General features: G+C 69.4%; 22 protein-coding genes. 2 read left to right on the top strand and 20 right to left on the bottom strand.

The window, feature by feature from the left end; translation table 11 throughout:
- The first annotated feature begins 10 nt into the window (after positions 1-10).
- Both ACOQPE_RS10865 and ACOQPE_RS10860 read left to right on the top strand, forming a co-directional pair.
- Positions 11-889, top strand: coding sequence for a crotonase/enoyl-CoA hydratase family protein (locus ACOQPE_RS10865; protein WP_420608930.1), 879 nt, complete (start codon positions 11-13; stop codon positions 887-889).
- A gap of 68 nt (positions 890-957) precedes the next feature.
- Positions 958-1,728 carry an N-acyl homoserine lactonase family protein gene (locus ACOQPE_RS10860; protein WP_420608929.1) on the top strand — a complete coding sequence of 257 codons (771 nt, stop codon included), beginning with the start codon at positions 958-960 and terminating at the stop codon, positions 1,726-1,728.
- A gap of 33 nt (positions 1,729-1,761) precedes the next feature.
- Here the strand turns inward: ACOQPE_RS10860 and ACOQPE_RS10855 are convergent, their stop codons facing one another.
- The 20 genes from ACOQPE_RS10855 to ACOQPE_RS10760 form a co-directional block, all read right to left on the bottom strand.
- Positions 1,762-2,808 carry an amidohydrolase family protein gene (locus ACOQPE_RS10855; protein WP_420608928.1) on the bottom strand — a complete coding sequence of 349 codons (1,047 nt, stop codon included), beginning with the start codon at positions 2,806-2,808 and terminating at the stop codon, positions 1,762-1,764.
- A 75-nt stretch (positions 2,809-2,883) separates the two neighbouring features.
- Complete coding sequence (locus ACOQPE_RS10850) at positions 2,884-3,456, bottom strand: YfcE family phosphodiesterase (protein WP_420608927.1); 573 nt, start codon at positions 3,454-3,456, stop codon at positions 2,884-2,886.
- A gap of 124 nt (positions 3,457-3,580) precedes the next feature.
- Complete coding sequence (locus ACOQPE_RS10845; protein WP_420608926.1) at positions 3,581-4,459, bottom strand: methionyl-tRNA formyltransferase; 879 nt, start codon at positions 4,457-4,459, stop codon at positions 3,581-3,583.
- Positions 4,460-4,636: 177 nt separating this feature from the next.
- Positions 4,637-5,206 (bottom strand): peptide deformylase, encoded by a 570-nt coding sequence (def, locus tag ACOQPE_RS10840; protein WP_420608925.1) that lies wholly within the window; start codon positions 5,204-5,206, stop codon positions 4,637-4,639.
- A 60-nt stretch (positions 5,207-5,266) separates the two neighbouring features.
- Complete coding sequence (locus ACOQPE_RS10835) at positions 5,267-7,153, bottom strand: hypothetical protein (protein WP_420608924.1); 1,887 nt, start codon at positions 7,151-7,153, stop codon at positions 5,267-5,269.
- A gap of 26 nt (positions 7,154-7,179) precedes the next feature.
- Complete coding sequence (gene metK / locus ACOQPE_RS10830) at positions 7,180-8,391, bottom strand: methionine adenosyltransferase (RefSeq protein WP_420608923.1); 1,212 nt, start codon at positions 8,389-8,391, stop codon at positions 7,180-7,182.
- Positions 8,392-8,495: 104 nt separating this feature from the next.
- Positions 8,496-9,755, bottom strand: coding sequence for a bifunctional phosphopantothenoylcysteine decarboxylase/phosphopantothenate--cysteine ligase CoaBC (coaBC, locus tag ACOQPE_RS10825; protein WP_420608922.1), 1,260 nt, complete (start codon positions 9,753-9,755; stop codon positions 8,496-8,498).
- A 1-nt stretch (position 9,756) separates the two neighbouring features.
- Positions 9,757-10,095, bottom strand: coding sequence for a DNA-directed RNA polymerase subunit omega (gene rpoZ, locus ACOQPE_RS10820; protein ID WP_323672173.1), 339 nt, complete (start codon positions 10,093-10,095; stop codon positions 9,757-9,759).
- Positions 10,096-10,108: 13 nt separating this feature from the next.
- A complete protein-coding gene (locus ACOQPE_RS10815) occupies positions 10,109-10,756 on the bottom strand; it encodes a guanylate kinase (RefSeq protein WP_420608921.1) in 648 nt (215 codons plus the stop codon).
- Between the two features lie 27 nt (positions 10,757-10,783).
- Complete coding sequence (gene mihF / locus ACOQPE_RS10810; protein WP_420608920.1) at positions 10,784-11,104, bottom strand: integration host factor, actinobacterial type; 321 nt, start codon at positions 11,102-11,104, stop codon at positions 10,784-10,786.
- Between the two features lie 61 nt (positions 11,105-11,165).
- Positions 11,166-11,954: an orotidine-5'-phosphate decarboxylase gene (pyrF, locus tag ACOQPE_RS10805; protein ID WP_420608919.1), complete on the bottom strand. Its 789-nt coding sequence runs from the start codon at positions 11,952-11,954 to the stop codon at positions 11,166-11,168.
- Positions 11,951-12,922, bottom strand: a complete 972-nt coding sequence (locus ACOQPE_RS10800) for a dihydroorotate dehydrogenase (protein WP_420608918.1) — start codon at positions 12,920-12,922, stop codon at positions 11,951-11,953. The genes pyrF and ACOQPE_RS10800 overlap by 4 nt, the downstream gene beginning before the upstream one ends.
- A complete protein-coding gene (gene carB, locus ACOQPE_RS10795) occupies positions 12,915-16,259 on the bottom strand; it encodes a carbamoyl-phosphate synthase large subunit (RefSeq protein WP_420608917.1) in 3,345 nt (1,114 codons plus the stop codon). The genes ACOQPE_RS10800 and carB overlap by 8 nt, the downstream gene beginning before the upstream one ends.
- On the bottom strand, positions 16,259-17,437 hold the full coding sequence (gene carA, locus ACOQPE_RS10790) for a glutamine-hydrolyzing carbamoyl-phosphate synthase small subunit (protein WP_420608916.1): 1,179 nt from the start codon (positions 17,435-17,437) through the stop codon (positions 16,259-16,261). Before carA ends, carB begins: the two co-directional genes overlap by 1 nt.
- The gene (locus ACOQPE_RS10785; protein WP_420608915.1) at positions 17,434-18,795 is read right to left on the bottom strand and encodes a dihydroorotase; all 1,362 of its coding nucleotides are present in this window, start codon (positions 18,793-18,795) and stop codon (positions 17,434-17,436) included. Before ACOQPE_RS10785 ends, carA begins: the two co-directional genes overlap by 4 nt.
- Entirely contained in the window at positions 18,788-19,867 is a 1,080-nt protein-coding gene (locus ACOQPE_RS10780) for an aspartate carbamoyltransferase catalytic subunit (RefSeq protein WP_420608914.1), read from the bottom strand. The genes ACOQPE_RS10785 and ACOQPE_RS10780 overlap by 8 nt, the downstream gene beginning before the upstream one ends.
- A complete protein-coding gene (gene pyrR, locus ACOQPE_RS10775; protein WP_416246650.1) occupies positions 19,864-20,409 on the bottom strand; it encodes a bifunctional pyr operon transcriptional regulator/uracil phosphoribosyltransferase PyrR in 546 nt (181 codons plus the stop codon). Before pyrR ends, ACOQPE_RS10780 begins: the two co-directional genes overlap by 4 nt.
- 131 nt (positions 20,410-20,540) lie before the next feature.
- Entirely contained in the window at positions 20,541-20,912 is a 372-nt protein-coding gene (locus tag ACOQPE_RS10770) for a hypothetical protein (RefSeq protein WP_420608913.1), read from the bottom strand.
- A gap of 70 nt (positions 20,913-20,982) precedes the next feature.
- Positions 20,983-21,399: a hypothetical protein gene (locus ACOQPE_RS10765; RefSeq protein ID WP_420608912.1), complete on the bottom strand. Its 417-nt coding sequence runs from the start codon at positions 21,397-21,399 to the stop codon at positions 20,983-20,985.
- A gap of 114 nt (positions 21,400-21,513) precedes the next feature.
- Positions 21,514-21,930, bottom strand: coding sequence for a hypothetical protein (locus ACOQPE_RS10760; RefSeq protein WP_420608911.1), 417 nt, complete (start codon positions 21,928-21,930; stop codon positions 21,514-21,516).
- Positions 21,931-21,974: the final 44 nt, after the last annotated feature.

The following is a 21,974-nucleotide window of genomic DNA, read 5'->3' as shown; positions in this document are numbered from 1 at the left end:
AGAATGCGCAATGGGCGATTCCGAGTACACCTGCTTCGACGTGGAAGTGACTGACCATGTCGCGCACCTGGTCCTCAAGCGACCTGAGAAGGCCAACTCGATGATCGCCGAGTTCTGGACCGAGTTGCCGAGCATCATCGACGACATCTCCGCCGGCACCGACGCGCGTGTCGTGGTGCTGTCGGCCGTCGGCCGTCATTTCTGCTCTGGCATGGATCTGTCGGTGTTCGGCAGCTTCGACGTGTCCGGCGGATCTGCCAGCGCTGACAGCTCCCCCGATCGTGCGCACGGCAGCCGGCGGCGGGCCCAGTTCCGCACCGGTGTGCTGCGAGCACAGACGACCATGAACGCTCTGGAGAACAGCCGGCTGCCGGTCATTGCCGCCATTCAGGGCGCATGCGTGGGCGGCGGTGTCGACATGGTCTCGGCGTGCGACCTGCGCTATGCCACCAGCGATGCGTTCTTCAGCATCCAGGAGATCAATATCGGCATGACCGCGGATGTCGGAACACTGCAGCGCATGCCCAAGCTGGTGCCCGAGGGAGTCGTGCGTGAGCTCGCCTTCACCGGTCGGCGCATGGGCGCCGAGGAGGCTTTGGACCGGGGATTCGTCAACGCGGTCTATGACGACCACGACTCGATGATGGACGCCGTGCGGGACGTGGCGGCACAGATCGCCTCCAAGAGCCCCATGGCGATCTGGGGCACCAAGCAGACCATGAACTACAGCCGCGATCACTCGGTGGCGGACGGCCTCGAGTACATCGCCGTGTGGAACGCGGCCATGTTCGACACCGACGACATGGGCGAGGCCTTCCGTGCCCAGATGGACCGTCGCGATCCCGACTATCCCGACCACAGCGCCCTGCATCACGGACTGGGTGCCTAGCCACGAGCAGTCAGCGACGGCTCTCGAGTCCCGGCGCGACCTAGGCAACTTCCGACGGAGGCAGTTACATGACGCAACTTTCATTGCTCCCGCTCGAATGCGGCTGGCTGTCGACTCCCACCGAGTCGGTGATCAAGGACGCGCCCGGCAACGTGAGGCTGCCGATTCCCAGCTGGCTGGTGCGCCACCCCAGCGGCCAGACGCTGGTGTTCGACACGGGCATGCACCCCCAGGTGCGGGAAGGCGTGGGCGCTCGCTACCCGCTGCTGGCCAAGTCGTTCGCGGCGGACTATTCGGCGGAAGACGAGGTCTCGGCCCGGCTCGAGAGCGTCGACGTCGACCCGGCCGAGCTGACATTCGCCATATTTAGCCACCTGCACTTCGACCACTGCGGCGGCACCGAGCTGCTGCCCAACGCCCGCCTGATCTGCCAGCGGGCCGAGTGGGAATCAGGTCATCACCCCAAGCTCATCGAGTACGAGGTGTACAAGCCCGAGGACTTCGATCTCGGGCACGATCTCTTGCTCATCGAAGGCGAGCACGACGTGTTCGGCGACGGTTCGGTCACCTGCATTCCCACGCCGGGGCACACCGCAGGCCACCAGTCACTGCGGGTGGAGCTCGACAGCGGTCCGGTGGTACTGACCGGCGACTGCGTCTACTGGGAGGACGTGCTCGACCGGATGCTGCTGCCACCGTTCGGCTACGACCACGACATGCAGCTCGAATCGATGCGCAGCCTGAAGTCACTGCGCGACGAACATGGCTGCCGCCTGCTGTACGGGCACGACGAGACCCAGTGGGCCACCCTGCCCCACGAAGGATTCGGCCTGACCTAGCCGGCTGACCCAGCGCAGGCTTGGCCCGCAGGGCTAGGCGGGCGGGTCGACTCGGTAGAAGCGGCGCGCCGTGCCGGCGAAGAGGTCGGCGCGCTCGGCGGCGGTGTAGCCGGCTTCGTCGCAGATGCGCTGGAAGGCGTTGAACAGCACGGTGTACGAGCAGCCCTGCTTGTCGACCGGGAAGTTGCTCTCGAACATGCAGCGGTCGGGGCCGAAGGTCTCGATGCAGTGGCGGATGTCGTCGCTCCAGGTGGCTGCCACGTGCTCCGAGGACGGTGCCTGCGACAGCCGCTTGAAGCCGACGCCGTAGATGCTCATGCCGATCCCGCCGACCTTGACGGTGACCTGCGGGTGGCGGGCGAGCGCTTCGAGCGCCGGGCGCACCACGGCGCGCACCTCGTCTCGGCGCTCGGCATAGGGGCCGATGCCCAGCGGGCCGCCGAGGTGGTCGAGCACGACGGGCGTGTCGGGCACGGCATGAGCGAGATCCACCAGCTCCTTGACCTGAGTGTGGAACATCCAGCCGTCGAAGCTGAAGCCCATGCGGCCCAGCGTTGCGTAGCCCGCCCGGAAGTCCGGATCGGCGAGCAGCTCGGGCGGCGGCTTGGTGTGGCTCTCGCGGATCTGGTCGCTGCCGTCCCAGGCGCTGGCGTGGCGGATGCCGCGGAAGAGCCCTTCACCGGCCTCGTCGTGCGCTGCCAGCACCTCCTCGACGGCATTGCCCAGCGTCAGGTCGGCGAAGCTGACGATGGCCGAGATCGTGGCGCCGTCGGCCTCGGCTGAGATCGCCGCCTGCTCGCGTACGAACTCCGTCTCGCCCACCGGGCGCAGGTGCTCAGGCCCGCTCGTGTAGTAGCCGGCAGCGCACTCCACGAACACGGTCTGGGTGACGTTGTGGCCTGCTCCGGTGTCTTCGTGCAGTTCGGGCACCAGGTACGTGCCAGTAGGAAAGTCCCACAAGTGGTGATGCGGATCGACGATCTCCTCGTCGGCGTCGATCGGCTGCTCAACGGTGGCTGCCAGCCACGCATCCTTGTCGTCGGCCACTGCCGCTCCCCCTTGATCGAATCCGTGCAGCAACGTGCGGCACTGTAGGCGGCACAGGCACACGAAGCAGTCGGCACCGAAGCGCCGGACCGGCAGTGCGTGACGACTTCAGACGTAGTGCCAGGACTCGGTGGGTTCGAGACCGTTGGGTGTGAGCTGCCACAGCGATGGCGTGGCGACACCGTCTTCGATGTCGAGATAGCCAACAGTGCCGAGCTGGGCGCTGAGGTTGCGCGGAAACGTGGGTGAACCGGGGTTGACGCAGAGCACGCCCGACAGGGCGTCGATGCGGTGCACGTGCGTATCGCCGTACACGCACACGTCGAGTCGCTCATCGGCACCGAAGTGCCGTTCAACTGCATCAGCCACTGAGTAGAACGACAGCTCGGGCACCGGCAGGTGGTGGGTGAGGCCGACCCGCACGCCGTCGAACGTGTGCGCCCAGGCGTTGGCAAGCAGCGGATGATCGGGCTGCACGTCACGGCCTGACGAGCCGTCGTCGCCGTTGCCACGCGCCGCCCAGGTGGGCGCGATCTCGTTGAGCCGGTCGACCACCGAGATGTCGTAGATGTCGCCAGCATGCAGGATGGCGGCGCAGCCCTCCATGGCCGCGTACGCCTCGGGCCACAGCTCGGGCGCGGCTTCGGGAATGTGCGTGTCCGATATCAGCCCGATGCGCATCCGAACACGCTACGAGACGGATTGGCTACGCGACTGGCCGGCCCGTCTCGGGAGCGTGGTGCCAGACCGGTGCTTGCACCGACCGGCCTGCATTGCGACCTCGTGGCCGCGCCGTCATAAGCCGTCAGCCGAAGCGGGTGGCGGGGGGCAGGCGGGCACCGCGCAGCCAGTCGTGGGCATCAAGCGCTGCTCGGCCTGCGGGCTGGACGGTGCGCAGGAGGATCAGGCCGTCACCTGTCGCGACGGCATCGTCGACCAGCGTCCCTGGCGACGCCGCCGCCTCACCTGACTGCAGGGTCGCCCCTCGGATGATGAAGCGCTCGCCGTCGAGCGTGGTCCACGCGCCGCCGACGCGGATCTGGCGGTGGATGTGAGCAGCCGGTTGCGACCAGTCGATCTGGCGGTCCGCGGGGGTCAGCTTGCGTGCGTATGTCGGCTCGCCCGATTGGGATTGGGGCGTGCCGAGGCCCCCGGTGAGCGAGCCTGCGAGGTGCTGAGCACCTTCCCGAGCAAGCCGGTTGCGGAGCTCTGCTGCAGTGTCGGCCGGTCCGATGGGCACTTCGTGGCGCCAGTAGACGGGTCCCGTGTCGAGCGTCGCTTCCAGCGCCATGAGCGACACGCCCGTGCGATCGTCACCGGCCAGCAGCGCCCGCTCGACCGGTGCGGCACCACGCCAGCGCGGCAGCAGCGAGAAGTGCAGGTTGAGCATGGGCGTAGTAGCCAGCAGATCCTCACCGATGAGCTGCCCGTAGGCCACCACGACCGCGCAGTCGGCGCCGCAGCCCGCGAGATCGGCCGGGTCGTGGCTGACCGGCAGGCCCAGCTCTTCGGCGGCGGCAGCGACAGGGCTCAGGGTGTCGCTGCCGCGGCGGGTTCGTCGGCGCGCCGCGCCCGTCACCACGACGGGGATCTCGAATCCGGCTTCCGCGAGCGTCCGCAATGCCGGCACGGCGTCGTGCGGAGTGCCGGCGAAAGCGATCCGGCGTGGCCGGTCAGGAGGCATTGGCGAGTCCGGTGACATCATCGGACGATCGCGCTGTGGTCGGGCGCGGCAGTTGAGGCCGGTGGCTCGCTGCGCGCTTGCGGGGAGATACCGGTGCAGCCACGCTCAAGCCGCCAGTGCAGTGCGGCTCTGGCGCTGTCGCGGTGCGCAAGCTGCGAAGCGGCCGCCAGGGAGTGCTCAGTCCTCCGCGACATTGCGGCCCACGAGCGGGACGGGGCCGCTGTCGGCCGGTCCGTTGGTGCCGGACTGCAGCTGTACGAGCTGGATGCGCCAATCGCGCAGGGCTTCCTTGCGCTCAGCCTTTTCGAGGTGGTCGACGAGCAGCACGCCGTCGAGGTGATCCAGCTCGTGCTGGAACAGCCGTGCCAGCAGCTCATCGGCCTCGATGCTGACCTCGTTGCCGTCGAGGTCACGTCCGACGATGTGAACTTCTTTCGGACGCACGATCTCGAAGGTCAGACCGGGCACCGACAGACACCCCTCGGTGTAGGTCCACTCGCCGTCGCTCTCGACGATCTCGGGATTGATGAGCGTCTGGGGGCCGTCACCTTCATAGAGGTCGAAGATGAACAGACGGCGCTGAATGCCCACTTGGGGAGCGGCAAGCCCGATGCCCTCGGCCTCGTACATGGCCGGCAGCATGTCGTCGACCATGCGCGCCACGCGGCCGTCGATGTCGGTGATCTCGGCGGCGCGTTGGCGCAGCACCGGATCGCCCATCAGCCGGATCTCGAACGTGCCTCCCATGGATTTCGGAGGTTACCGGCGCGCCCGCGCGCGGCCCGGTCGGAAGGGCAGTAGGACGCGTCAGGCTCGCAACGGATCGACAGCGACCCGCAGCCTCCCGGACGGCCGCTCCGCGGCTGCCAGGGCATCCAACAGCACGTTCTGGTTGTCGCTGCAGATGCGCCATGTTCCGTCAGCGGGTCCCGCGATGTCGAGCATCGCAGCGTGCAGGCCTGCTGACAGATTCTCGACGTAGCCCGGCGCCGCGGCGCCGGACACCAGCGCCCACGCTGCAGCGGGCGGCTGGCGCATCGCCGGACGACGCTCCATCTCGGCTCGCAGCCAATCGCTGGGATCGGCCTCGGTTGCCGCCGCCAGGACCGGATGATCAGGCAGCCGCGTCTGCACCAAGACGCTGCCGCCGCCCGAACGCGGGCCCACCAAACGTGCCGCACGCACGAGCAGTGCGAAGGCCTCTTCACCGGCCCGGTAGCGGGGCGCCGTGAGTTCCTGGTCGAAGTCGACGAACGCGACTGCGTCTGCCGACGGCACCCGGTGAAACACTGCCTCGGTACCGATGTAAAGCGCTGGCTGCCTCGACTGTGGCCGCGATTGCCGACGACGGCGCGGTGGCTGGGCGTCATCGTCAGCAGCCCTAGAGCCGCTGCTGGAGCTGGCTGCGTCCGGCGCTGCACCACCGACCACCTGGATGACAGGGCGGCGAGCCAAGCGCTCCATCTCCTCGGCGACACCCTTCACCCCGACCCGAGCACGCCGGAACTTCGTCGCTCCGCAGAATTCGCACACGGCAGGGCGGATGTCACCGCTGTCGGGGTCGGTGAACTGCTGCTTCTCCAGCCGCATGGCACGGCCGCTCGTGCGCGAGCGCGCCAACTCGCCGCACGAGGCGCAATAGGCGAGACGTGCCCGACCGGTGCGGTTCAGTACGCACACCACCGTGCCGTCGCTGCGCAGCAGCTCGGCGAGAGCTTCGCCGCACCACTCCCCCGTCGCTGGGTCGTCTTGGCGCCGGTCTGCAATCTGCACTCGGGGCCATGCTTCGCTCGTTGAAGTCCGCGGCGCCGTGATGACCGCCGGCCCAGAATCTGATGCCGTAGGTCCAGCGAGGACAACCGCATCGGGCGAGGGCAACGGCCCCACCAGCAAGCAGCGGGCGCCGTCGCGACGTGCCCGCTCAATCGCCACATCACGGGCATTCCACGTGGGCGCAGCCTCCTCTTGATACGTCTGGTCGTGTTCGTCAAGCACAACGACCGCATCGAGCCGGCCGCACGGGGCCCATGCCCCGGCGCGGGTCCCCACGAGCACATGTGCCGACGCTGCCCCCGCCCAGTCGCGTGGAGCGAACGCAGTCGACACGCCTATCTGACGCAACCTGCCTGCGAGCCTGGCCGCCCACGCCGCAGTGGGCACGAGCACGAGCGTGCGGCCGTGACGCAACGCCTCGACGACCAGCGGCCATTCGTCGGCGCACGGACCGAGACGCACCACGGCCGGCAACCCGCCACCGGCTGACGCAGGGGCGGCCTCAGCGAACGCGTCTCTGACCCATTCGGGAGTGTCGGCCCCCTCATCGGACACGACGTTCGGCAGACTCACCGGACGGCCCGCCGGCAGACCCTTGACGACACGATCCGGGCTCGCGGTGCGCAAGAAGTGAACCTGAGTGCCGGCCCAACGCCACGCTGCCCATCTCGCCAGCTCGACTACATGCGGCGGCGGTCCGACGCCGACGACGCTGCTGACCGGCGCCAGTTCCCGACCGCCAGGAATTGTCGCGTCCAGCCCGGTGACCCAACCGCGCAGGCGACGGCGGTTGAGCACCACCCGCACAATCGTGCCGACGGTGACCGGCACACGACCTGAGACCAGCTCCGGCGGCAGCAGGTAGGTGAACTCGCGGTCGATGGCTGGCTCGTCAACCAGCACCTGCACCGCCCGCTGCATCGCCGCAGTCTGCCCCGGGCGGCTTCTTACAGGCCCAGGGCGGACTTGAGATCGTCGACGCGGTTGAGCTGCTCCCAGGGGAAGGTGTCGCCATTGGGCACACGGCCGAAGTGGCCGTAGGCGGCCGTGGTCTGGTAGATCGGCTGGCGCAGATTCAAGTCGGCCAGCAGCGCCGCCGGCCGCAGGTCGAACACCTCGGCCACTGCCGCCGAGATGGCCTCCGGATCGGCATGGGCGGTTCCGAACGTCTCCACAAGCACCGAGACCGGGTCTGCACGCCCGATGGCATAGGCCACTTGCATCTCGCAGCGGTCTGCCGCCCCGGCGGCCACGAGGTTCTTCGCGACCCAGCGTGCGCCGTACGCCGCCGAACGGTCGACCTTTGACGGATCCTTGCCGCTGAATGCGCCGCCGCCATGACGGGCGTAACCGCCGTAGGTGTCGACGATGATCTTGCGCCCGGTGAGGCCGGCGTCGGCGACCGGCCCGCCGCTGACGAAGCTGCCGGACGGGTTCACGAGCAGTTCGAAGTCGTCGTCGGCGAAGGCGGCAGGCAACGTGGAGCCGATGACGTGCTCGAGCAGGTCGGGGCGCATCATGCCCTCGATCTCGATCCCCTCGCGGTGCTGGGCGGAGACGACGACCGTGCGGAGCGCGACCGGCTCGCCGTCGCGGTACTCGAAGCTCACCTGGGTCTTGCCGTCGGGGCGCAGGTAGGGAATGCAGCCTGAGCGGCGCGCCTCGGTGAGCTGCTCGGCCATGCGATGAGCCACATAGATCGGCAGCGGCATGAGCGCATCGGTTTCGCGGCAGGCGTAGCCAAACATCATCCCCTGGTCGCCGGCGCCTTGATCAGGGATGTTGTCTTCGTGCGCGGCTGCTTCGCTGCTTCCGAAGACTCCCTGAGTGATCTCTGGGGACTGCTCGTCGAGAGCGATCATCACGCCGCACGTGTTGCCATCGAAGCCGAGTTCGCCATGGTCGTACCCGATGCCGGTGATCGTGTTGCGCACCACCCGCGGGATGTCCACGTAGGCCTCGGTAGACACCTCGCCCGCCACGACGACCAGTCCGGTCGTGACCAGCGTCTCTACCGCCACCCGGGCGTGGCGGTCCTCGGCGATCAGCGAGTCGAGGATGGCGTCGGAGATCTGGTCGGCCATCTTGTCGGGATGGCCCTCGGTCACCGATTCTGAGGTGAAAGTCCACTGGTTCACCGTGGCTCCCGATTCGGTCATGTTCTGTCGGTCGTCTGGGCCTGTCGCTACCGGTACTCCGAGCAGCGCGGCAAGGCTAGACGAACGAGGTCGCGACGCAGCAGAGCGTGCGCAGGCGCAGAGAACTACTGGCGCAACTCGGCGACGGTGTCGAGGACGGCGTCGGCGACTTCGCGCTTGGAGCAGATCGGCAGCGGGCGCACGGTGCCGTCGGCCAGCAGGATGGTCACGATGTTGGTGTCGTGCGCGAAGCCAGCGCCGGCTGCCGAGACGTCGTTGGCCACCATGACATCGAGGTTCTTGCGAGCCAGCTTCGCGACAGCATTGTCGAGCACATCAGCGGTCTCGGCAGCGAAGCCGACCAGCACCTGGCCCGGCGGTTTTGCGGCCCCGAGGCCGGCGAGGATGTCGTGGGTGTGCTCGAGCACGATGACCGGCGCCTCGGCACGCTCGGCGGGGTTGCCCTTCTTGATCTTCTGCGGCGCAACCTCGGCAGGCCGGAAATCGGCCACCGCAGCCGCCATGATGACCACGTCGGCGTCTGCATGCTCCCCGGTGGCGGCCTCCATCTCGGCTGCCGACTCCACCCGAACCTCTCGCACGCCCTCAGGCGGAGGGAGCGGGGCGCTCGTCACCAGCGTCACCTCCGCGCCGCGGTCGCGAGCGGCAGTGGCGATGGCGTAGCCCTGCTTGCCCGACGACCGGTTGCCGATGAAGCGAACCGGGTCGATGGCCTCGCGGGTGCCGCCTGCGGTGACCGTCACGCGCACGCCGACGAAGTCGCGGCGAGCCGGCGCCGGCTCGTGGGCAGGGTCTCGTTCGGGCAACGCAGCGAACACCTCGCTGACGGCTTCGAAGATCGTGGCCGGCTCGGCAAGGCGGCCTGTGCCGATGTCACCGCCGGCGAGACGGCCGGCCTCAGGCACCACCATGTGCACGCCCCGGCCGGTGAGCACCTCGATGTTGTGCTGCACGGCAGGGTGCTCCCACATCTCGGTGTGCATGGCAGGGCAGACCACCACCGGTGCCCGCGTAGCGAGCAGCGCGGCGGTGAGCAAACCGTCGGAGATGCCCGCCGCGTAGCTGCCGATGACACGCGCCGTGGCGGGCGCCACGACCACCACATCGGCCGTCTGGCCCAGCGTGGTGTGCGGGATCGGGTCGTCCTCGCCGAAGATCGACGTCTGCACCCGCTCGCTGGCGAGGGCGTCGAAGGTGGCCCTGCCGACGAAACGCTGTGCGGCTGCGGTCATCACCGGCACGACGTGCGCGCCGGCGTCCATCATGAGTCGGCACAGGATCACTGCTTTGTACGCAGCGATGCCACCGCTGACGCCGAGCACCACGCGGCGCCCGGCGAACGGAGACGCCGCAGCGTCAGGCAAATCAGGCCTCGAGGTCGGGAACCACTTCGAGCATGGCTGCGTCAGCCTCCGCCGCGGCAAGCGCTTCGGCCTCCAGCCGTGCTCGCTCCTCGGGGTCGAACCGCTCGAACGTGATCTTGTCGGCGTCGATCTCCTCGAATGCGATCGACAAGGGCTTGCGGGCAACCGAGGCAACCTGCGGGGGCACAACTGAGCCGATGCCACCGTCGAGCTGGTTGTAGTACGAGTTGATCTGCCGCGAGCGCATGGCAGCGAGGCTCACCAGCGTGAACTTCGAGTCGACCTTGGAGAGCAGGTCTTCGAGCCCTGGGGTGATCATGGTGTCGGTTGACTCAGTCATCGCGACACGCAGGCTACCGGCGGGACCGGGTGCGCTCCACGAACGCCGCGATCTCCGACACCGTGCTCGATATGTCCCGGTTCACGACGATCAGATCAGCCATCCGGTAGCCGACAGGCAGCTCCTCGTCGGCCTTGGCGAGCCGGCGTGCCACGTCTGCATCGGGGTCGCCCCGGCGGCGCATGCGTCGCTCCTGCTCGGCGCGGCTCGGCGGCAGCACCATGATCACCAGGGCGGCAGGATCACGGTTGCGCACCGACACAGCGCCCTGAACGTCGATTTCGAGCACCAGATCGCGGTCGAGATCGGGCGGCGGCATCGGGGTGCCGTAGCGGTATTCGAAGAAGTCGGCCCACTCCAGGAACCCGCCTGCTGAGATGCGTGCATCGAACTCCTCGGCCGTCACGAACGTGTAGGCCTCGGCCGGCTCCCCCACCCGGCGAGGACGGGTTGTCCAGGATCGGCTCAGCAGCAGCGTGGGATCCTGCGCCACCAGCTCGGCCACGATCGTGCCCTTGCCGGCGCCGCCCGGCCCGCACACCACGTACAGCGTGACGCCCCAGGGCGCGCTGTCACCCGGTGCGCGCCCAGGCGCGCTGTCACCCGGTGCGCGCCCAGGCGCGCCACGACTCGCAGCGCCGTTGGGCGCCGGGTCGGTCATGCGACTGTCTTCACGCGCCTCAGAGGCTTAGCCCTGTGCGAAATGCTCGCTCAAACGGCGCCGCTGCGTCTCGCCGAGACCCCGCAGTCGCCGGTTGTCGGCGATGCCAATCTCAGCCATCAGTCGGCGGGCCTTGACCTTGCCGAGACCGGGCATCGACTCCAAGGCAGCGAGTGCCTTGAGCTTGCCGACGTTCTCGACAGAGTCGGCTTCGGCCAGCAACTCGTCGAAGGTGAGCAGGCCCATCTTCAACCGGTGCTTGACGTTTGCGCGGACCTCGCGGGCCTCCTTGGCCTTGGCCAGCGCCTCGGCACGCTGCTCGTCACTCAGTTCAGGCAGCGGACTCATTGAGGTGCAGTGTAGCTATGCCCCAGATAGGCCCTAGGGACACCGGGCTCATCGACGCCGCTTACGGCGAGCCCAGGGCGGCAGCGACCTCGGCGACGATGGCTGCCGCTGCAGCGTCCGGATCGGGCGCTGCGGTAACCGCTCGGCCGATGACGAGCACATCGGCGCCTGCCGTCAGTGCCGACGCCGGTGTGGCGACGCGGCGTTGATCGGCCGACGGCGCCCCGGCAGGGCGAATGCCTGGGACCACCCGGAGCATCCCTGGCACCGTGTTGGTCACGACAAGAAGATCGGGTGCGGCGCAGACGACGCCGCCGCAGCCGGCTCGCTCGGCCAGCCGTGCGCGGCTCGTCAGCACCTCCGATGGGGCGTCTGCGTCTGAGGTGAGCACGGTGACGCCCAGTGCGATCGGCACTTCGGCACTCGGGTCCGCGCCAGCAGCAGTCGAGCCTGCATCAGCAGTGCCGCGGCGTGCGGTGGCCGCACCGTCGCTCAGGCCACGGGCACCCGCGGCCAGCATGTCCGGCCCACCCTGGGTGTGCAGGGTGAGCAGCCAGACGCCCAGCTCGCCTGCGCAACGAGCAGCGTGCTCCACCGTGTTCGGTATGTCGTGGAGCTTGAGGTCCAAGAACACGCGGCTGCCCGCCGACACGATGTCACGCACGATCCTGGGACCCTCGGCGAGGAACAGCTCAAGACCGACCTTCATGACGCCGAAGTCAGCCCCGAAGCGCTCCACGAGCGCCATGGCAGCGCTGCGATCCGGTACATCGAGCGCGAGAGCCAAGCGATCACGCGCCGGGACTCGCCCGAGCACCGATGCCGTTGCAGTGGCCGTTTGCGGGTTCACGTCGTCTCCCCTGTGTCGGTTGCCGTCCGGTGGGCGCGCCCTGTCAGTTCGGCAGCCGAGCGGGCACCGTGCCGTTCGCACCAGCGCCGCAGCTCGTTGAGCACACTGCGCGGCGCCCGCGGATCCCAGAACGACGCGGTTCCGACCTGGATCGCACAGGCGCCGGCAGCCATGAGTTCCACTGCGTGTTCCCCCCTGGCCACCCCGCCAACGCCCACGATCGGCACGCCGCCGAGCGCAGCACGGACGTCGTAGATGGCCCTCACCGCAACCGGGCGGATGGCCGGACCCGACAGCCCGCCGCCGCCGATGCCGAGCGTGGGCCGCGCGGTGGCCGGGTCAATCGACATCCCGAAGACGGTGTTGATGAGCGTGAGGGCCTCGGCACCCGCGCCCAAGGCCGCTTCGGCGATCTCGACGAGATCGGTGACGTTGGGCGTGAGCTTTGCCCACACGGGCACGCCCGCAGCAGTTGAAGCGCTGACGGCATCGGCCGTGGCCGACGGATCGCAGGCGAACATCTGGCCGCGCCCTTCGAGGTTCGGGCAGCTGACATTCACCTCCAGCGCTGTGAGCCCGGCACCCGCGAGCGCCGCTGCGGCCGCTGCGTAGTCGGCGACTGAGCGGCCCCAGATGCTGGCCACCACCCTGGCGCCCGTGCGGGCCATGCGCGGCAGATCGTGCTCGACCCATTCGGCGACTCCCGGATTCTGCAGCCCGACCGCGTTGAGCATCCCCGCCGCGGTGCCCACTACCCGCGGCGCCGGGTTGCCCGCCCAAGGAAACGGCGAGAGCGACTTCGTCACGATCGCCCCGAGCGATGCCAGGTCGAGGTACGAGCCGAGTTCGTTGCTGTAGCCGGCAGTGCCGGACGCCGTCATGACCGGGTTGGGCAGCTCCACGCTGCCGATCCGCACTGCCATGTCGACGCCTCCGCCCCGGATGGCCCGGGGCAGTGACTCAGGCATGCTCGCGTCGCATCGACGCATCGAGTTCTGCGTGGAATTCCTGCAGCGGCCGCACCTGCAAGTCGCTGGCGAGCCACTCGCGCAGGCCCATCGCTGCAGCGCGGGCCGCGGCCACGGTGGTCAGGCACGGAACGTGATGTGTGCGTGCCGCCGCCCTGATGTGGCGGCCGTCGATCTGCGCCCCTCGACCTCTCGGCGTGTTGACCACCAACTGGATGCGACCCGCAGCGATGAGCTGCACCGAGTCCTCGCCGGGCGAGGTCTCGTGGCCGTGCACCGACAGCTTCGCCACCTCGGTCGCGACCGCAACGCCGTTGCGTCGCAGGTAATCGGCCGTGCCGGCCGTCGCGGCGATGTCGAAGCCGAGCTCGGAGAGCACGCGGGCCGCTTCGAGCCCCTCGGGCTTGTCGCGGTCGGCCAGCGTGAGCAGCACCGTGCCGCCGGACGGGAGCGCGTCGCCCGCGGCGATCTGGCTCTTGGCGAACGCCAGCCCGAAGGTCGCGTCGATGCCCATGACCTCGCCGGTCGAGCGCATCTCCGGGCCGAGCACGGTGTCCACCGAGGGAAACCGGCCGAAGGGCAGCACGGCTTCTTTCACGGCGACATGGCGCGGCACCGTTGGCCCATCGGATGGCAGCTGGCCGTTGCGTGACCAGCCGGGCAGCATCCCGTCTGCGACGAGCTCGTCGAGCGTCTCGCCCGCCATCACCCGCGAAGCCGCCTTGGCGAGCGACACCCCGGTGGCCTTCGCGACGAACGGGACCGTGCGCGACGCCCGTGGGTTGGCCTCGATCACGAACACCTCGCCGGCCTTGACGGCGAACTGCACATTTAGCAGCCCCACCACGCCGAGCGAATCGGCCAGGCGCTGGGTGTAGGTCACGATCGTCTGCTGGGTCTCGGCGCTGAGGCTCGGCGGCGGGATGGCGCACGCGCTGTCGCCTGAGTGCACGCCGGCCTGCTCGACATGCTCCATGATCCCGCCGAGCATCCACGCACCGGTGCGGTCGCGCAGCGAGTCGACATCGACCTCGATGGCGTCTTCGAGGAAGCGATCCACGAGCACGGGCCGTTCGGCCGACAGGCCGCCTTCGCGGCCCAGCGAAGAGAACTGCGCCAGCTCGGCCATGGTGGCGGCCAGCTCTTCGTGGTCGTACACCACGGTCATGGCCCTGCCCCCGAGCACGTAGCTGGGGCGCACGAGAGCGGGAAAGCCGATGTCGTCGCAGATCGCGGCTGCCTCGGCCGGCCCGGCTGCGGTGCCGCCGGGCGGCTGTGGGATGGCAAGCGCGGCGCACAGCGCGTTCCAGCGCTCGCGGTCTTCGGCCAGATCGATGGAGTCGGCGGGCGTGCCGCACACCAGCCCGGCGGGCAGCTCCGACGCCAGCTTGAGCGGCGTCTGGCCGCCGAGGCTCACGATGACGCCGACCGGATCCTCGGCATCGATGATGTTGAGGACGTCTTCGGTAGTGAGCGGCTCGAAGTACAGGCGGTCCGAGGTGTCGTAGTCGGTGGAGACCGTCTCGGGGTTGCAGTTGACCATCACGGTTTCGTAGCCGGCCTCGCGCAGGGCGAAGCTGGCATGCACGCAGCAGTAGTCGAACTCGATGCCCTGGCCGATGCGGTTGGGTCCCGAGCCCAGGATGATCATGCGGGGGCGGGTGCCGGGGCGGATCTCGTCCTCGTCCTCGTAGGTGGAGTAGTGGTACGGCGTGCGGGCATCGAACTCGGCGGCGCACGTGTCCACGGTCTTGAACGTGGCACGCACGCCCGCTTCGAGGCGGGCTGCGCGGACGTCGGCCTCGCTCGCGCTCCAGAGCCATGCGAGCTGTGCATCGGCGAAGCCGAGCTGCTTGGCGCGGCGCCACGAGCGGCGGTCGAGCTTGCTGGGGCTGCCGACCGCCTCCAGCGCAGCCCGTTCGTCGATGATGACGAGCATCTGGTCGACGAACCACGGGTCCACGCCGGTGATGGCGCTGATCTCATCGGGGTCGACGCCCCTGCGCAGCAGCTCTCCCATCTCGAAAACCCGTTCGGGCGTGGGGGTGGCGATCGCGTCGAGCAGCTCGGCCGTCGGGCGCTCGGCATACTGCGTTTCGCCTGCGTCGGCATTCAGGCCGAAGCGGCCCTGCTCCAAGCTGCGCAGAGCCTTCTGCAGGCTCTCGGGGAAAGTGCGGCCGATGGCCATCACCTCGCCGACCGATTGCATCTGCGGTCCGAGCACCGGCGCGGCTCCGGGCAGCTTCTCGAAGGCCCAGCGGGGGATCTTGGTGACCACGTAGTCGATGGTCGGCTCGAAGCTGGCGGGCGTCTCGCCGGTGATGTCGTTGGTGATCTCATCCAGCGTGTAACCGACGGCGAGTCGGGCGGCGATCTTGGCGATCGGGAAGCCGGTCGCCTTCGACGCCAGGGCGGAGCTGCGGCTGACCCGCGGGTTCATTTCGATGATGATCTGCTCGCCGTTGGCGGGGTTCACTGCGAACTGCACGTTCGAGCCGCCGGTCTCGACGCCGATGCGGCGGATGCAGGCGAAGGCCGCATCGCGCATCTGCTGGTACTCCACGTCGGACAGGGTCTGGGTGGGGGCGACCGTGATCGAGTCGCCGGTGTGCACGCCCATCGCGTCGAAGTTCTCGATGGAGCAGATCACCACGCAGTTGTCGGCGCGGTCGCGCATCACTTCGAGCTCGAATTCCTTCCAGCCCTTCACCGACTGCTCGATGAGGATCTCGCTGATCGGGCTGGCGTCGAGGCCTGCGGCTGCGGCGGTTTCGAACTCGGCGGCAGTGGTGGCGAAGCCGGTGCCCTCCCCGCCCAGGATGTAGGCGGGACGGATGATGACCGGCAGGCCGATCTCGTCGATCGCCCGACGGGCCTCCTCCATGGAGTGAGCGATGGCAGAGCGAGCGCAGCGCAGGCCGATCTCGGTCATGGCCTGGCGGAAGCGGTCGCGGTCCTCCGCGGTGTTGATGGCCTGTTCGGACGCGCCGATCATCTCGACGCCGTAACGGTCGAGCACGCCGCTGTTGGAGAGCTCGGTGGCGAGGTTCAGCGCTGTCTGGCCACCGAGCGTGGGCAGCAGCGCATCCGGGCGTTCGCGGGCGATGATCGCCTCGAGCACGGCGGCGTCGAGCGGCTCGACATAGGTGGCATCGGCGAACTCGGGGTCGGTCATGATCGTGGCCGGGTTCGAGTTGGCCAGGACCACCCGGTAGCCCTGTTCGCGCAGCACCCGGCAGGCCTGCGTGCCCGAGTAGTCGAACTCGCAGGCCTGGCCGATCACGATGGGCCCCGAGCCGATGATGAGGATTGAGCTGATGTCGTCGCGGCGCGGCATCAGCGAGCCTTCTCGTGACTGCCGCCGGCGCCGAGGCCGGCGCCGTTGGGGGTTCCGCCCCAGAACGACGACATGAGGTCGGCGAACCGGTCGAAGAGATAGCGCGAGTCGTGCGGACCGGGGCTGGCCTCGGGGTGGTACTGCACCGCGAACGCGGGCAGGTCGCGGCACGCGAAGCCCTCCAGCGATCCATCGTTCAGGCACACGTGCGTCTCGTCGACGCCGGGCACCGAGCCGGATTCGATGGCGAAGTTGTGGTTCTGGCTGGTGATCTCGACGCGGCCCGTGGCCTGCTCGCGTACCGGCACGTTGCCCCCGTGATGCCCGAAGGGCAGCTTGTAGGAGCGGCCGCCCAGCGCGAGGCCGAGCACCTGCTGGCCGAGGCAAATGCCGAAGATCGGCACCCGGTCGAGCAGCGCGCCGAGCGCATCGGTGACGCTGCCGGCCATCTCGGGGTCGCCCGGACCGTTGGAGAGGAACACCCCGTGGGGTTCGCGGGCGAGCACCTCGTCTGCGGTGGTGTGCGCCGGGACGACCTCGACGGTGGCAATGCGCCCGAGGTTGGCGGCGATGGCGCGCTTGATGCCCAGGTCGTAGGCCACGACACGCCACGGCCCGTCGCCGGCGGTGTAGGGCTCGGCAGTGGTGACCTCGCCGACGAGATCGACATCGGCGGTGCCGGGCTCGGCGGTGGCCGCAGCCGTGAGGCGTTCGAGCGCCTCATCGTCGGGGGCGGGTCCGAATGCGCCGGGCATGGCGCCGTGGTCGCGCACATGGCGTGTCAGACGGCGAGTGTCCACGCCTGCGATGCCGGCCACGCGGTGGCGGGCAAGATAGGCGTCGAGATCGCTGTCGGCGCGCCAGTTGGAGCGGCGACGGGCCAGGTCGCGGATGACGACACCCCGGCAGAACGGTCGGCGAGACTCGGCATCGGCGGTGGTGGTGCCGTAGTTGCCGATGTGCGGGTAGGTGAACGCGATGATCTGGCCTGCGTAGGAGGGGTCGGTGATGACCTCCTGGTAGCCGGTCATCACGGTGTTGAACACGACCTCGCCCGACGCGATGCCGCCGGAGGGGCCCAGGGGCGCGCCGATCATCTCGCCCTCGAAGATGGTGCCGTCGGTGAGCAAGAGTGCACCAGCAGTGGGCGCGGCGGGGTTGTCAGCGGCTGGGGTCATCGGGTGTTTCCTGCGGAGAGCGCAGCGACGGTACCGGCAGTGCCGCACAGCGCACCGTCGGCCACCACCAAGTGACCGCCAACGACCGTTGTCATCGCCATCGCGCCCAGCTCGCGGCGGCGATGCGGTGTGTTGCGAGCCATCGAGACCGAGCCGCGCTCGGCCAACGTCCAGGGTCGGTCGAGGTCGAAGACCACGAGGTTCGCCGGCTGGCCGGGCTCGATCGCCCCGCCGCCGAGGTGGGTGGCGCTTGCCAGTTCGGCAGGTCGCCAAGCGAGCGCGTCCAACGCGGTTTCGACACTGATATCTGGGTGGCCCAGGACCAATGCAGCGCAGGTTTCCAGCGCCGCCACGCCGGGCGGCGCCTCGTCGAAGGGCAAGTCCTTCGCCTGCGGCGGTACCGGCGAGTGACCGCTGACCACCGCATCGATGGTGCGGTCGTTGACGCCGGCGATGAGCGCCGCCCGGTCCAGCGCAGTGCGGTAGGGCGGCTCGGCTCGCATGAGCGTGTCGTAGCTGTCGGCGTCGGCATCGACGAAGAGCAGATGTTCGGCGGCAACCGACGCGGACACGTCGATGCCCTCTGCCTTGGCGGCACGCACCAGTTCGACCGTGCGGGCGGCGCTGATCCGGTCGAGGTGCAGCCGCCCCCCGGTGAGCCGCGCAACGCCGATCGCGGCGCTGGCTGACAGCTCTTCGGAAGTTGCCGGTTCCCCGGCCAGGCCCATGCGTGCCGACACTGCGCCTTCGGCCATGGCAGCAGTGCCGCCGAGATGGGCTGTGGCGGGGCGCACCGACACGGTCCCGCCCAGCGGCCCGGCGTACTGCAGGGCCCGGCGCAGGAGGCCGGTGTCGGCCAGCGGCCCCACATCGGTGAACCAGCGGACGCCGGCATCGGCCAGTTCGGCCATCGGCGACAGGCGCTCCCCTGCCCGGTCGGCGGTGATCGTGGCAGCGGCGACGACGGCGCAGTGCCCGCCGGCTGCATTGCGGCGCAGCTCGGCGAGCTGGCCCAGCCGATCGAGCGGCGGGTCGGTGTCGGGCTGTGCGAGCAGTGCCGTGAAGCCGCCGAGCGCGGCGGCCGCGGTGGCGGTGGCGACGGTCTCGGCCTCCTCGTTGCCGGGCTCGCCGAGGCGGCTGAACAGGTCGACCAGTCCGGAGGCGACCACGCAACCCGCCGCATCGATGACCTGAGCCGAACCGTTGCGGCTCGTGCCGGGAGGATCAACAGAGGCGATCTGGCCGGCCAGCACGGTGATGTCTGCATGCCGCCGACCGGTGCGCTCGACGATCTCGCCGCCTGCCAGAAGCAACGGTTCACTTGCGTCCGGCGACCGCTGCTCCGTCATCTCAGACACCGCCTCCGCCCGCTAGCTCCGCCTCTGAGGGCGCGGCATCGGGTGGGCCGTCTGCATGGGGCAGGGCTGTGCCTGATCCGATCAAACGGAACAGCACCGCCATGCGGGCGGCCACGCCGTGCGACACCTGCTGGGTGACCAGTACCCGGCTGGCGGCCAGGTCTTCCAACACCGCACCTGCGATCTCGATGCCGCGGTTCATCGGCCCGGGGTGGGTGATGACCGCATCGGAGCGCAGGCGCTGGGCGCGTTCGGCGGTGAGGCCGTAGCGGGCCACGTACTCGGGCACCGACCCGATCAGGCCGTCCGCCATGCGCTCGCGCTGGCAGCGCAGCAGCCCCACCACATCGAGCTCGTCGAGCACGTCGTCGAGACGGTGCGAGATCTCGACGCGCTTGGCTGCGTCGGCCGGGAGCCAGCAGTCGATCCAGTCACGCGGCTGCGCCGGCAGCAGCGTGGGCGGTGCGACCAGCACGATGCTGGCGCCGAGCGCCGTGTAGGCCTCGATGTCGCTGCGGGCGACGCGGCTGTGGACGATGTCGCCGACGATGCCGATCCGAAGCCCTGCCAGCGTGGGTTCATCGGCGGCCTCGGCGCCCGGCTGGCCGTCGGCCATCGGGCTGAAGTGGCGCCACAGCGTGTAGGCGTCCTGCAGGCCCTGGGTGGGATGGGCATGCCACCCGTCGCCACCGTTGAGCACTGACACGCCATCGTCCGCCCAGCGGGCGAGCTGGGCAGGCACGCCGGCGCTGCGATGGCGCACTACGGCGGCATGGATGCCCATGGCCTGGACGGTCTCGAAGGTGTCTCGCAGCGATTCGCCCTTCGCCAGCGACGACGAGGCCGCGGAGAAGTTGAGCACGTCGGCCGACAGCCGCTTGGCGGCGGTCTCGAACGCCAGCCGGGTGCGGGTGGATTCCTCGAAGAACAGCGTGGCCACAGTGCGGCCCCGCAGGGCGGGCACCCGAGGGATCGGCCGGCGGCCCACCTCGACGAAGCGGTCGGTGAGCGACAGCAGCTCGGAGATGCCCTCGGTACCGAGCTCGCCCAGGGTCAGCAGGTGCCCGCTCACTTGCGCATCTCCCCCAGCAGCACGCCCTCGAGCGTGACGTCCACCATCTCTTCACGGCTGGTGGGCAGGTTCTTGCCGACGAAGTCGGGGCGGATGGGCAGCTCGCGGTGACCGCGGTCGATCACCACGGCGAGCTGTACCGCTCTGGGCCGCCCGAAGTCGTTGAGGGCATCGAGCGCTGCACGGATGGTGCGGCCGGTGTAGAGCACGTCGTCGACCAGCACGACCGTCATGCCGTCGAGGTCGAAGGGGATGTCGGTGACGGCTTCGGCCATGACCGGGCGCAGGCCGATGTCGTCGCGGTGCATCGCCACGTCGAGCGTGCCGAAGGGCACGTCGGTGCCGTCGATCTCGAACAGGAGCCGCACGATCCGCAGGGCGATCTGCACGCCGCCGGTCTGCAGGCCCACCACGAGGACGTTGTCGAGACCCTCGTTCCGCTCGATGATCTCGTGGCTGACACGGGTGAGCGCCCGATGGACCCCGCTGGAATCGAGAATGGTGGTCCGGGCAACGAAAACGCCCCCGTAGGGGGGCGTCATGCGTCGCTCGCGGTCTGCCACGCGCAGGTCCTTCCTGTCCGTACGAGCCTCACCGGACCCGCTTCACGGTCAGAACCGCACCCTAGCGCGGGCCTCCCGCGACCCGGCGCGCAATATCTCGCTTGTCGACCTCAGGAACAGGCGGGCAGGTCTGTTCCGGCCAGGTCGGCCACGTCGAGTGCTTGGAGGCTGAGCACGTGACGGCCGTGGGCCGGGGCGAGGCCCCGCAGCATCACGGGCGACCAGTCCAGCGACATGTCGGCCTGGACGGCGTCACCGCGCCAGCACACCCCGCAGGCCGGGGCGGCGCAGCCTGGCGGCACCGCGCAACGGCGGCCGGGGTCACTGCTGACGGCGCACGAATCGAGCGTGCTGATCGCCACCCGGCGGGCCTCGTTGGCGGCATGATTCCGCAGACCCATGACCTGCGCTGTGTCGGCAGCCGCGGCGCTGAACAGCGCACACATCGCTGCCAACGCCAGCGCGACGAACGGCGTGCTCATGCTGCCGAGCCGCCGTCGAGCGCCAGGGCGTCGAGCCGGGCGATGGCCGTGCTGCGCGTCGTGCTCACGGCTAGGGGGCGGGTGCCGGCGGGACAGGCACAGCGACGCGGGTGCTGACGACGTCGCTGAACAGCGACGACACAGCGAGCGGGCAGGCCACGTCAACCGTGACGGCGGCGGGATTGGGCGTCGAAGGCAGGCGGTGGACGGCGGCGGTGGCGCTGAAGCGCTGATCGGCCGTGTCGCAATCGGCGATGGCCGCGGCGCCGACGATGCGCTCGGCAATGCCTGCGGCGTGCCGGTCGACCTCGGCATCGGTGGCAGTGCCCGGCGGGGCTGCGAGCGCGCCGGCTGCGTAATGCGCCGCTTCGACGCTTGCCGCCCGGATCGATCCTGACGCACGGGTGGCATCGCCGGAGTAGTCCACCAGCCAGATGCCGAACACCAGCACAGCGACCACACTGAGCATCCCGACGCTCTCATCCACGAAAACGCCTCCCGCGTGCACTCAGACGGCGCTCCGCTGGGCTTGGCGGCCTTCGAGACGAATGGCGACGATCCGCGCAGTACGGCCACTGCTTAGCGATGAACCATGCGCCGCTCAGCACGGCGGCGCCACCGGTGCTCGCAGCGCTGTGCCCTCCGCGGACGGCGGGCGACGGCAAGCGACGCCGAGCGCGCTGCGCGAGCCGAGCCAGCCTTGCGAGGCGACCCGCACCGACACGATGATCGAGCAGGTCGCCTCGGCTCGCACCTCGACGGCGGTGGGCTGCACGGCGGCAAGCTGCGCCGTGCGTTCCACTGCTGTCCGCGCCGCGGTGGCTGCAGCATCGGCTGGAAGGCTCGCTTGGGTGCAGTCCCAGTTCGGCGGGACGAGATCGGTGACGGCGACGGCTGCGGCATCGGCCGCACCCTGGGCCGCGGCAGCGCCGACCTGGCCGGCGAACAACGAGATCACCAGCGCCATGAACACCGCCAGCGCGCTGAACAGCCGCAGGATCGAGATCGAGCTGTCCATAACGAACTCATCACACCGGAGTCGGATGAACCCGCGCTGCCAAG

This window comes from Candidatus Poriferisodalis sp. (assembly GCF_965219595.1).
Classification (GTDB): domain Bacteria; phylum Actinomycetota; class Acidimicrobiia; order Acidimicrobiales; family Poriferisodalaceae; genus Poriferisodalis.
The sequence above is the reverse complement of the archived record's forward strand: the minus strand, read 5'-3'. Positions and strand labels throughout refer to the sequence as shown.